This is a genomic window from Mesorhizobium sp. M0051 (genome assembly GCF_040323235.1).
In the GTDB taxonomy this organism is placed as follows: Bacteria; Pseudomonadota; Alphaproteobacteria; order Rhizobiales; family Rhizobiaceae; genus Mesorhizobium.
Window position 1 is genome coordinate 1 of sequence record NZ_JAMYUT010000025.1, and the last position, 13,235, is coordinate 13,235.

The following is a 13,235-nucleotide window of genomic DNA, read 5'->3' on the forward strand; positions in this document are numbered from 1 at the left end:
GGACACAGTTCGCCGTCGTCTTCGGCGAAAGGTTCGTCAGCCAATGACGAGAACCGGCCTCATGCACAAAATTCCTGACAGTCCCTAGATTCCGAGTTCCGCCGCAACATCCTTCCCAAAATGTGGGGAGTTCAAAGTAGCGCTTGGAACCATCCAGGATAACTGCGAGCCTGGGATGCCGCCTTGCGCCATTCCCACCACCTGTCCAGCCGAGTTGAACACCGGCGCACCCGAGTCGCCTGGATCTAGCACCTGCTCTAATCCAACAATCGACATACCAAGGCTGGGGTAACCCAGCCGGTTGATCTCTTCTTTTGCATCCTGGCCAAGGGGAGCGTTTCCGAGGGCTTGCGGTGCCTTCAGCTTGACCAGCCCCTGGTCAGACTCCGGATGGTGATCGCCCAGTTTGTAGCCGTAGACAATGACCTGATTGTCTGATGGGAGTTGTCCTTGAATCGTCAATGGACGATGCGCACCTGTGAGCTGCAAGACCGCGAGGTCATTGCCCTTGTCGATTGCAAGCACGAGAGCTGTTGTGCGGTTCTCACCGCCTTCCGTGAACTGGTAGCTTATCGAATTTGCCCCTGCGACCAGATGCAGGGCGGTAAGTAGAACCGGCTGGTCGAACCCCTGGAGTTGAACCGCAAAGCCTGTACCGTGTCTGACCCAACGATCCTTCTCCGGATCTTGGCACTCTCCGACGCAGCGCTGTGTTTCTATCCGGGCGATCGACTTAAGCGTTTCGTCTTGCCAAGACGGCACGACTTGCGCCTTCGCCCCGCCTGCCCCGACCTGCAGAGCGGCTGCAACAAGCGCAGCGCGTATTGCGGGTTGCAGCATTACCTATCTCCGCAAAGCACGCGGGCCAGAAGCGATTCCAGAGAGGTGAGTTGCTGGCCGGTGTAATGCGATGCTTCCGCGTCAGTGACGATTTGCTCCACAGCGCCAACTCGCGCCGACAAACCCTTTATCTTGGCCCGAACATCACTCGACCATGGCAAGAGCCCGAGGCTCGGGCAGAGATCCTTGACCTCGGGCGCAAGCGGAGCCTCAGGGGTTCCAGGTTCCATAGCCCCTTGGCCGTAAAAGATGCCCGTCCCCAGAAAGACACTGGGCGAATCCGAGGCGCCCGCAGCCGCTGCAACGGCTTGGCCACCTCGGTCGAAGTCATGCCTAGCTCCTTGAGCCTAGCCGCCAAGACATCTGCCGGGCTAGGAAGCAGTTGCCGAATTCCGTAGCCGGCAAATGCCCCGACCAAGAGGGCTGCCGCGAAAGCTATGGCGTAGCGTTGAAAATGCTTCCACCGCGCGGTGAGGATGCTGTTGTCGTCGGCTCCCACCGTCAGAACCGATGCCGCAACCGTCACCAATCCGGTAACCGCAACCCCTGCAACCGGACTCGTCGACAATCCAACAAGCAGACCCGTAACTAGTCCCAGCACCAGACCCGAAATTGCCACGTTTGGCACTTGCCCCCCCCCTCACTTTGCGTGGCCCAGCGTTGTTTCCCGCTCGAAAGACATCTCACCAGTCACCAAGTGAAGATCATACATTTCATTGTAGCTGTCGAGCCCGGCTTTTGCTGACAAGATCATTGCAAAACGATGTTGAGAGCAAGTTTTTCCCGCAACAACGCGGACCATCAGCACCAACCAAGCACATCGCCCGGTTGTTGGAAGCGCCAAGGGACATGGTGCACATACGGCCGCCCGATTGGGAATCCCCAAGCCGCACAGCCCTGATGGTAGCACTGTAGCGCTACAAGCGTGCCCTCCCAGTCAACAACTATTTTCGACAAAGCCGATAGCTGTTGACAGTAGAGGTAGTATGGGTAAATCTGCTCCGCCTGACTGGACGATGATATTTCATCGGCAGTTCAAGAAACAAATTGTTTTTACTCCGATCAAGCTGCTTGATTTGGAGCGCGGAGGTGGTTTGACGACCTCGTCCGCGCAGCCAATGCTTTGGGAGTGGCGCTGCGGGGGCCATCTTGGCAGACACTTTGACGCTCATCCTGGCGGAAGTGGCGAGCGGCAGTGACTCGCTGAAGGTAACCGCAGTTGGCGACAAGCCAACCTTGGAGCCAAACGGCGTCTTTACGATCTCGACGATAGTCGTTGAAGTCAAGATATTGGGCGAAGACCCGATAAATACAACGCTGACTGCCGACCAAGCCAACTCCGTCAAAGTTGACGTGCCGACGAAGCTGCTGATCGGCGACGGCAGAGGTAGTTTTCGCATTCGCAGCCGCGAAGAGCTGCAGGAGCTTGCAGAGGATGAATGGGCGGCGCTCAAGGACAAGGTGCGTCGCCGACTGGCCGAGCCGATTGTCGTACTGTCCGACGCGACCGCCAATCCCCAACAGACCCTCTTCGGAGTCGCCACCGTAGGCGGCGTGGCACTGGTCGATGGTCGAGTATGGTTGAATGCGGCGCTTGTCGACGGACTGGATTCGATTGGCAAGGACGTCTGGCTGCTGAGAGCCCAGGGTGCCGCCGAAATCAAACTCACCTATACCCAAAGCGCAAATGCGCTGGAGTTTGGCGGGTGGCTGGCACTTCTGTTTGAGGTGAAAAAGGCTGCGCTTGCCGACTGGATCGACGTCGGCATCGATTTTGAACTGCCGACCCTGCCCGGATTCGACCTGAAGCTGCCAAAGATCAAGCTGCCAAAGCTCGCGTTGCCTGCCTACACCACGTTCGACGATGTTCTGCCGTCTTTGTTCACGCTGACCCTCCCTCCGTTCTTTGAAAAATTCAACTTCACTTGGGACGATCCAAAGCCGCAGTTGGCAGTCACGTTGAAGCAAGGCGACATCACCGTTGCGACCAGCCAGCCAGGCAACGGAACCCTGAAGTATGGCGAAGCCGAATTCTGCAAATTGCAGCAGGTCATGCTGCAATACGCTGACCCCAAGTTTGATTTCTCAGCGACGATTGTTCCGACAGTTACACCAATCACGATTGCGCCAAGGTCGTTTCGCGTCCCCCCGTTCCAGTTCGATATCAGCGAGCCTCTAACTGCGACCCCGACTTTCAAAAACCTCGAATTCAGCGGGGGGAAATCGCTTGAAAACGTCGTTCTTGCAACGAAGCTCGAATGCAAGAAGCTCGTAGTGTCAGCCACGGACGACCCGTCCACGTGCATCGCACTGAGTTTCGAAATCGTCATTACCTACGATGCACGCAGCGGCAAGACGTCAACAAACCTGACGAAACTTGCCATCGTCGAGCCTTATCCGATCGCACTGATCGTTACTGCGGCGGAGCAACTGGGAGAATTGATTAGGCTGGTGGGTGCCATCCCCTTGCCGTCGGCCAAGGCGCCGAATGTCGACATGTCGTCGGTCATGGAGGTGATCAAGCGTCTCGCAAAGATGCTGGCAAGCGCTGCGAAGTGGCTTGCAGGGCAGGCAGGGGAGGCAATCGGCCTGCTCGCAGGTCTGGTCGAGGCAGTACTCGAGGCCGTTCTGCAACTTGTCAAGGAACTGGTCCGGCTTGGGTCTGACGTCGGCAACGAAATCATCTCGCACATTGCAGTCGAGGTCCGGCTGGATCCGAAGACCTACCGCTTGCGGCAGATCATCATCATGCCAGTTCGCGACGACAGCAAACCGGCGCAAGACGTCACGACAAGCGCACTCGGCTTTGATTTCGTAATGGCTGCAGATCTCCGGCCAGCGTTGGTAATCGACCTTGGCCCGGAAAGTTGGACCGGCATTGTCGTGCAGCCCACTGGTTCGGTCGTATCCCTCGCCACCGATTTCTGGCTGGCGAAGGAGACGGGTCCGCAGCAGGCCATCACCACAATCGACAAGGACGGCGTGCAGGGGCAAAGCCCACCGCGGCTCGTTCAGCTTAAAGCCACCCCGATGACGGTGATGGACGATGCCGCTGAAATCGTAATCGCTGCCGTCCAGCGCGGGCAGCTCAGGCTATTCCAGACATTCGTCGGCGACAAACCGGACACCAAGAACATTGACTTAGGGCTTGGCAATCGCGTTGCCGTGGCCATCCGAGAGACGGGCCTGCTGCGCGATGGTGAACTACAGCTTGGCGATGACGTGAATCCCAATGCAATCTTCAAGTTGCAACTTAACTACGATGGCCTCAAGGCGCGGCTGCTGTCGCTGTTTGCCAAGGCCGATGCCGGCGGCGGCGGCGGTTTCATCGACAGGCTCAAGCAGAGAATCGAGATCACGGATGTCAAATCGACTTTCGGCAGCGACAAGACCTCTGCGCAGGTCGCTCTGACGCTTGCGATTCACATCGACGAAGAGTTCGTCCCCGCAACTGATCTGGTCGTCAGCGCATCGCTACGCGACCTGTCAATGAAGGTCACTGGCGGCGACAGGATCATCATCAAAGGCCCCGACAAGGAATACCATCCGCTGGGCCTGACCCTGACGATCACCGAGAAGGTTCCGAACCAGAAGAAAGAAACCTATCCGCAGTTCGTTCTCGATCTATCGCATGGCAACGAGAGCCTAGGCCTTGCTGACGAGGCCAAAGCGGATCTGTCGTTCGGCCAGGTCTCTACCAGCGGCAAAGGTCTGCAGTTCGAGGTGCCGACACTGCGGATCGGCCGCGGGGGCATCGACCTTGAAGCAAAGGTCCTGCCCGAACCAGTGAAGCTTGGTGGCGTCGATGTGCCGTTCCGCTTCACATCCGGGCAGGTCTCGATCAAGAGCTCGAGATTTGGCGGCGGCTCCCTCGCTGGCGCCGGTCAATTGCCGTCGGCGCTGGTCGGCGAGGCCAACGCAAATATCGCGCTGCAGCTCGGCGCCGACTCCGACGGTGGCGTGATCGTCAAATCGGCAACGGCTCGGCTTGACAAAAGTGGCGATCCGATCCGCTGCTCGTCAACCCGTTTTGAATTGACGATTACAGAACTTGGCTTCGACTATCGTTATGAGGGAAGTTATCACTTTTTCTTCCTGTTGACTGGCAGCGCCGTCTTCAAACCTAATGGCAACGAATATTCCAGCGGCCTTCTCAAGAACCTCAGAGACGTTACAATCAAACTTGACAAGGCTCCGCTTACAAGCGATCCGCGGGTGCTCCTTCGCTCGATTTCTTTCCAGGTAAAAGTCGATCCGCCAAAGAAAATCTCCCTTTTCGACATCTTCAGCTTCGACCTGAAGGGTTTCGGATTCCATCCGGCTTCACCGAAGTTCGACGGTGACCCGGCGATGAATCTTTCAGGCCAGGTCCACTTCCTGAAAACCGGCAACCGTATCAGCGCGGATATTGAGTTCCACGGCTTGTGGTTCACCGGGCCAAAGACCGGCTCTTCAAAGCCACGGATACGCTTTGACGGTTTGTCGGTCGGCATCCGGACAGGCGGCGTCGACATTGAAGGAACGGCAATTGCGGTCGATGGCTCCTTGCCTGACCTGTACAAGCCGGGAACGCTGCCCGCCGACATCAAAGCTGACGGCTTCCTGGCCAACGGCAAGGTCGACATCGATGGCTGGGCGTCAATGACCGCGGCAATGGGCTTCCTTGAATTGCGCAAGGACGGCTACCCGGACCCGAAGCACTCCTTCTTTCTTTACGGCCAGCTCAACAAGATCGCCGTGCCCATCCGCACACCCGTCGGCACGATCTATCTGCGCGAGGCTGGTTTCGGCTTTGGTTACCGCTACACTATCGCGGGCATCAACCGGGCGGAGAAAGCCACCTCGCCACGGCAACTGGTCAAGATTCTCGATGACGTCTCGAAATACCAGGGAAACCTGTATCAATTCCAGGCTTGGGAGCCGACCTACGACAACAGCGACCTAACGCTCGCATTACGCGGCATGTTCGCCCTGTCGGCGGTTGAGGGAGACAGCTACGACGAGAAGGGCGAAAAGGATCTGCCCAATCCGCTGCTGTTCGACATCGTCGCTGCGTTCCGCACCGACTTCACCTTCCTGATCAATATTCGCGCCTGGGTCAGCGTCAACTACAACGATTGGGCTTCCAGCGGCCTCAACGAGCCCTGGAAGTCGAATCCAACAATGCGCGGCTACCTCTATTTCTCGGTCCCGCGCAAGGAGTTCCTCGGCCGCTTCCTGTCTGACGGGAAGGGTTATGTCGGCAACCACCCCGAGCTGCCGAAAGCCTTGGCTGATGCGATCTCGGCGACCAGATTCTCCGCCACGCTCTACATTCGGCCAGGCCTGTTCCATGCGGAGCTCGGCTGGCCTTATGAACTCGGCTTCTCGCTCGGCGAGCCCGGCGGCAAATTCTATCTGTCGCTTTCAGGCGGTCTGATCCACCGCATCGAGGATGCCTCGCTGCTTAACGGCATTGCATTCCGGGCGAATGGCTCTGTCTACCTCGAAGGTCGCGTTGGCGGTAGCAGTCTGGGCGCGGCGGCCGTTGCGCGCGCCAATTTCGCCATCGAGGCGAAAGTGTTGTCCTATCTCTCGCTGAAGAACTTCGGCGAATCCTTCTATTATGGCTACCTGCGCATCGATGTGGCCGTCCATGTGAGCGTCGAGGTGTGGATCAGCTTCAAGATTTTCGGCAATCGAATCCGCCTGTCTGTGGGCTTCTCCCTTCATCTTGCGGTCTCAGTCGCCCTGGAAGCAGTGATCGGCGCGAAAGGAATTGGTGGCCGGGCGCAAGTATCGATCGGCGTGTGTGCATTTGGCCGCACGCTTTCGGTTGGCATCGGCTTTTCGTTTAACAACGACAAGCTGGCGGACGCCCGGGCCAAGGTCGCGCGCTTTATGGAGCTGGGCTTGGCGACCGAAATTCCCGACAAGGCGAGGGATGGCCAGCGTATCGAGACCAACCCCAAGCCCGAGCCCTCACGCAGGGAGGTTGCCCAGATTGGTGACACGACCGTGGAGGAGGATATCGGCAGCGAGCCACTTCCGCGGGAGCCTGACGAGGATACAAAAAGCTACAACGGCAGAGAGATCGGTCAGACTGATTTCTGGGCTGTCCTGTTCCCGACGGTGCGCCCCGACGGCGCGAATGCCGACGACGCAGACCCATGGTACGTCATGCAGTTGCTGCCTCGGGATCATACATCGGTCGATGGAAATCCAATCAGAACGCTCAATTATGACGAACTCGCAGCGACCTTCTTCGCGGGCACGGCAACACGCCAGCTTGGATACGCCGGACATCAAATTGCAATAAATGTTGATAAAATAAAAAAGGCAAAATATCTGGAAATTGGCCAGGTAAGGCCAAATAAAAAAACAGAGTGGTATAAAGTTTCAGCCGGAGTCCCGGCCGTCATTGATAGTTATACAAATTTAAATGCCGTTGTTGCCAGAGAAGGTGACGATCAGCTCGGACTTGGCCAGCTGTTGGACACATTATTCCTTGGCAAAACTGTTGATGAAAAATTTGCCCCGGAAGAGCCTTCAGCCCGGGTCATCGAACCAGAGCTCACCAAACTTTCAGAAAGTGCCAAGACATCGGCCCAACAATTGGGACGCATCGGTCGCGGAAGAACCAATCTGACCGGACAGCTGAAACGCGAGGCGGAAATCGAGGAGGCGCGTTCGGCCATTGTTTCGGCGGTAGCCGAGACCGCGGCGACGATTGCCGCGCAAGGAGAAACAGACGGGGTCTGGCCAGTGCGACGCGACAAAGACATCGATGCGCGAGATTTCGACCTGACCTTCGTGCTTAGCGAAACGGCGATCGCCGAATTGTTCGATGGTGATGCAGAGATCGCGCCGCCAGTTGGCAGGTTCACGGTTCTCAAGAGCGACACGGTGAACCCCACCAAGCTCGGTATGGTCCATTTGTTCAATCATCCCTCGCGGATGTTCCGCCAGCGGCAGCCGAAACTATCGCCTGCTCATGTGTTCGCGGACAACGGCGTCAAGCTGAACTGGGATCTGGAACCGGACTGGGGTCAGTCGGTGGGCGCCTATCACGATCCTGAATTCCACCTGAAGCATTATCGGATTCGGCGCGTCGTTGTCGGTGTGGCGGAAAGTGGTTTCCGCGCCGAGTTCGTGGTGAAACGTGGTTCCGCGATCGAGTTTCTCGCAGCATCGGAAATGGAGCCGGAGCGCGCTCGCCTGGTGAAAAAGGAATTCCAGTTCATCGATGATCTGCGATCGCAGATCGATGAAGCCGGCCGGCCAGGCGAAGCAGTACCGGAAGCCATGCGCCGGCTGCTTCTCGGGCAGGGCACGGCTGAGGACGCGGGCGCGATGAATGTAGACATCAGCAACCTGAAGCTGACCTACGAGATCGTGCCGGTGGACAATGCGGGTACCTCGGACAGCGGGGAGATTTATGAAATCAAGGACTATCACGTGCGTGACGTGCCGCCACGCTCGCCGCGCGAGGCTGCACTACAGGTCGCGTATAACCAGATGCCGACGCCTTTTGAAAAGAAGGTAGACACAGCGACAGCCGCCCTGCTGGTGATGCTGAAGCCCGCCGTCAATGGCGCGATAATTGAATGGCCATTGCCAGAAGACAGCGGGTCGCCGAAGGACAAGAAAGAGCCACCGCACGTCTATCTGCTGCGAGTCCAGAAGCTGAAGGTGGCGCCATCGGGTGGCTATGGCGCGGATGCGGTTGATGACGCGCGGCGGCGTCCAGATCAAGCAGCGATCGACAGGATGGATCCCGACGAGGTGGCCGACTTCGTGCTCGAGATCAACGGCAAGAAACCTACTCTCAACATCGTTGCCGAGTACCAACTGAACGATGATGACTTTGACATCAGACCCTACGTGGCTACCGTGCATGAAGTGTCCAGGGGGGCGGAGGAAATTGTCCTTGGCGATGGTTCAAAAATTGAGAGACTGTTCTGGTCGCTTGGCGTGGCGGTGCAGGATCCTGCGAAAGCCGAGGCCGGCACTGGCCATCGCGTCTTCCTGGCCCGTCTCTACCGCGACAAGCCCCCAGAGAAGGAGGCCGAAAAACTTGACTTGCTGCGGCGCGGGGAATGGAAAACGCTAACGCTCAACATCGTGATCGGCATGGACGGCGGGCACCCGGCCCTTTCGTCGGTAGTCGAGGTATTGGAACGGCCCGTTCAACTGCAGTTCGCGGCGCTGAAGCGGCAGGACATGCGGGTAGAGAGTGGCAGGGTGGACATCGTCCAGCCTTCCGCCAGTGGCAAGCTAGGTGACCTGACAGACCGCAATTCACCCTTCCAGGTGGTACGTGACGCACGCCGGCGCACTGCCACGCGACTGGAGTGGAATGCACGGCCCCAGTCGCTCGAATTGGTCGGCAGCAAGGCTTCCCCGGCCGATCTCCATCGATGGATTTCCGGTTTCCAGGTGTTCAGCGTCGATCCGGAGACACTGACCGATCGCGACGTCAAAGGCCTCGTTGACGATGTTGAAGAAATGGCGCAGCCACTGGGGCGTGTTTCGCTGCTGCCGGCGACAATGCGAGGTCTCGATCCGGCCGGCTTTGGCGACTTCAGCCGTATCGAGGCTGCCTATCCAAGCGACACGTTGCGCCTTGAATACGCGGCGTCAGGTCAGCAAGCCAGCGGGGCACGCAAGGCCGGCTGGTATTCGGCCGCGGAGACAATGGCAATATTCCCCCAGCCCTCGATACGCCGGTCCCTTATGCCCGACCCGGACGAAGGACTGATATCGTCTCTGTTTGCAGGCGGCACGCCCGACGCCATCCGCGTTTCGATACCTGAGTGGCAGGCTCTTGACGACCAGGTGGCCAAGCAAATCACGGGTACGGACAATCGTGTGCTGGTTGGCTGGACCATTGTGGAAAAGGGCAGCCGCTCCGAGAGTTGGGGAGAGTACGACAAGAAGCTTCAGCGCGTGCCTTTTCCGCAGCGCACGCAAGAGGCCCGGTTCGAGGTAACCTTCTCCCTAGCCGAGATCACAGGGCAGGCTGTGCCCAAACTGCGGCGGTTGCTGCAGAACCTGCGCCTTGCTCCAAACGGAAGTGATGATGGCGGCACGGAGCAAGCCGCGCTGGAACGCCGTGCTGGCGAGCCCGGGTATCTCGCGAAGGTCATGCTGAGACTTGAGGCGGTCCGTTTTGTTGGTCAAACCAGGGAGCCTCGCGTCGTGGCGACCCAGGAGACTGTCATCGACCTGATGCCAAGGCTGCACCCGATCATCGCCGACACACTTGCCTTCATCCAGTATGACAGCTGGGCAGCCGATGGACTTGCCGCATCCAATGGTAGAATCTTCAAGCGCTACGCCGTCTCGCGTGACGCGGACCCCGATATTACAACCACCGAGTTTGATGCGTATGTCGACCAGACGCCGGTCGAGCGCGACCCGTTTGGCTGGGGCGCGTTGCGCGCCCTGGGCCTGGCGGCAGGTTTCCGGCTGTATGACACTGAAGCAAAAGACTATGTCCGCTTCGGCAATGGCTCGAAGGTGGCCCTTTCTCAGCGCATCGAAGCCGCATTCGCGCGGGCACTCGAACGGTACGACGATGGACTGCGCGACAACGGTCAGCCATTTGTCGACATCCTCACCCAGCCGTGGGGCAACGCCAGGCTGAGCTGGTTCGACGGAGGCCAGCGCAACCCCACGAGCGAAAAGGAAATTGACGGGATCGAGAGCTCAATGCTCGCGGTTACCCAGATAGCCTTGCGCCCGCATCCGGATCGACGAGCGGCGAGCTTCTCCGTACCTCCGGTGGTGCGTTACTATGCTCTTACTTCCCCAGACAAGGACCTTAAACGTCCACAATGGACCATCGCGAAGAAGGACGGTAGCGACGCCTTGGCACGCTACGATATTCTTGGCGTCGCCGGCGGCATTGTTGCCCAGAAACCCCTGCGGCTGGACAAGGACACGCCGCAGATTACGCTGTTCGAGCCTTGGCCCGCAATTGAAACAACGAGCAGCAAAAGGTTCATTATTGCCGTCGTCCGGGAGGTGCTGATCAAACAGTTGCCGATCGATGATCCAAACCAGAATCTCGAAGCACGCCTGGGCGTTCAGCCGCCCAAGGATCGGGAATGGAGTTTCGAGGCGATCGAACAGCCATCGGTGATGCTGTCGCTCGATCAACAGATGGCCACTTCGGAGCACGCATTCGGCAAGTTCGAAGCCTTGCCGGCGGAAGACTGGTCGGATGCCTTATTCAGGCCGACGGCGGACGCCGCCGGCGTCAATCCGCATGAGGGCGTCCGGCGCCTGGCTTACTATGTCGGTCGGCGATTTGATCCACTCCAGCTGTCGACAGCGGCAAACGCGAGTGAAGAGCAGCAGCGGGACGCAGCTTCCGGGCGCAAGGAACTGGCGGATCGCATCGTTCGTTTTTGGACCCGCTTCGTCGAACATTGCGCCCCCGGCTGGGGCCGCCCAAACGCACAGGCAAGGGGCAGCCGCCGGGCGCGGGAGGCGATCTTTTTCTCGCTCGGCACCATCGCCGATCCGGGCCTTTCCCGTTGCGCACCCAGCGACACCGGAACGCTGTCGATGACCGTCGTCGATGTCGAACAGCGCGGCGCACGGCGCAAATTCGCCGTGCGGCCCTATGGCCGGTATGACGACTGGGCCAACGCCGTTCAGACCAAGATCTCCAGACAGGACATCGTGGAACAAGGACTGACAGGGGCCTTCGAAAATCGCGGCGGAGACGATCTTGGGACGACCTATTTCGTCGACACAACATTGCCGCGTACCGAACCGCTGGAAAAACCGGTGATCCTGTCGACGGCTACCCACAAGCCGGCCGGAAAGGGTCAGCCTGGCCGGTTCGAGCTTGTGGTCGCCCACGGATCGGACATGGTGTTGGCGCAGGCCAACAGGCGAAATGCCGCGCTGCTGGCGCCACTCGATATTTCCGTCGGCTTCTGGCGCGAATTTGGCCACACGCTATGGCTGGACGCCATCAGGTATCAGCACGGCGACCGTGGATATGACGCGCTGGCACCATTCGGGTCACTCGACCAACGACTTGACCTCAAAAAGATGCCAATAGACCGTGCCGTCGCTGAGCAGCGGCTGGTCGATCTACGACGGCGTGTGCCCGACGCCTGGCTGGGGTCGACGATGATAACTGCGACGCAGCTGCCTTACCTTTTCCGCACGCACGCTCTCGTTCACGCGGCAGCTGGAATCGTCGTCTCGGAACAGGCGTCCGTGACCTTCGAGGAGGGGTTCTACGAGCTTGCGTGGCCGTTCCTGCCGGGGGACTCTGGCGGTCGCGAAATTGCGAAAGAGAAACATCAATATTCAGTCGAAAGGCGCTTCGTGGCGGCCATACCAAACCCGTTTGATCCCAAAGGGCCGCCGCTGCTGCCAGAGTTCGAAATTCCGGTCATTACATTTGACATAGCCGCACTCCGGTTCATCGACTGCATGGATGCCGATGAGGCCGGGCTTTGGTTCGGATCCCATGGCGAAAACTGTCCGGATTCGCTCAAACGTGTCACGCATCTACCAGAGCCCGGAGTTAGCTATCGAATCTCCATGGAAACAGTTCTGCGCATCATCTCCGAAAAGAGCGGATCGCAGGATGAGACGCTTGCCCGCGTACAGGAGATTGACGTTCTGGCAAGCCAGCCAAAGCAGACGACTGATCCACTTTATCTGCTTCAGGCGTCGGGCAGTCGTTTCCAGCTGGACCAGAGCCACGCCATCATAACCGGAGCCGGGACCTTCTACGCGACCAACCCGCGTCCGCCCAAGGCACCAGCCGGATACGAGTGGCGGGTGCCTGTTGCGGTGCTTGTGACGCAGCAGCTTCCAGTGATGGTTCGCGCCGTGACCGCAGACCAGGGTGCGATCCTGAAGAAAGTGATCAGCAATCTGCCATCCCCGAAAGGCTGGCTGCCGCCCGCGATTGGCGCGCTGGCAGCAGTGAGTGTGTCGTGGACCACGAAACCAAGAGCGTATCAATGGGATCTACTGCTGGCGCGCTTGCGCAAGATCGGCGATTCACCCGAGGCGATCCAGCTGATCGAGGCAGCGAAGGGCGGTCAGGGGATTGTCGACAACAGCGGTCTTGGCCTGCAAATCGGGCTGGACTCGGCAACGAACAGCGACATCAGGGCAGCGCTGTCGGACCTCGGTTCAGCCATGATCGGCGACATCAGCGCGATCATCATAAGGCGGCCACCGACGGACGATGAGTTGCGGAAGTTCGACCCGGCGGACTACGGTGGTGCAACCCCCGCCGTTGAGCTCAACCTGCTGGTACTGGAGATGGCCGAAACCCAGCTTTTTGGACCTGGCCGTCGCCCTGCCGTCTCTGCATCCAAGGGGCCGGAGGTGCCGATTACTCACCCGTTTGCGCGCCGCATCGGAGGCTGAAA

At 58.9% G+C, this 13,235-nt stretch carries 2 protein-coding genes; one reads left to right on the top strand and one right to left on the bottom strand.

Features of this window, described 5'->3' with window-relative positions; genetic code table 11:
- Positions 1 to 84: 84 nt before the first annotated feature.
- The gene (locus NKJ90_RS23305; RefSeq protein ID WP_352486868.1) at positions 85 to 840 is read right to left on the bottom strand and encodes a S1 family peptidase; all 756 of its coding nucleotides are present in this window, start codon (positions 838 to 840) and stop codon (positions 85 to 87) included.
- A 1,149-nt stretch (positions 841 to 1,989) separates the two neighbouring features.
- Between NKJ90_RS23305 and NKJ90_RS23310 the strand changes: the two genes are divergently transcribed.
- The gene (locus tag NKJ90_RS23310; protein WP_352486870.1) at positions 1,990 to 13,233 is read left to right on the top strand and encodes a hypothetical protein; all 11,244 of its coding nucleotides are present in this window, start codon (positions 1,990 to 1,992) and stop codon (positions 13,231 to 13,233) included.
- Positions 13,234 to 13,235 lie beyond the last annotated feature (2 nt).

Coding starts and splice junctions, on each gene's coding strand:
- NKJ90_RS23305 (WP_352486868.1), bottom strand. CDS start 840: ATGCTGCAACCCGCAATACGCGCTGCGCTTGTTGCAGCCGCTCTGCAG.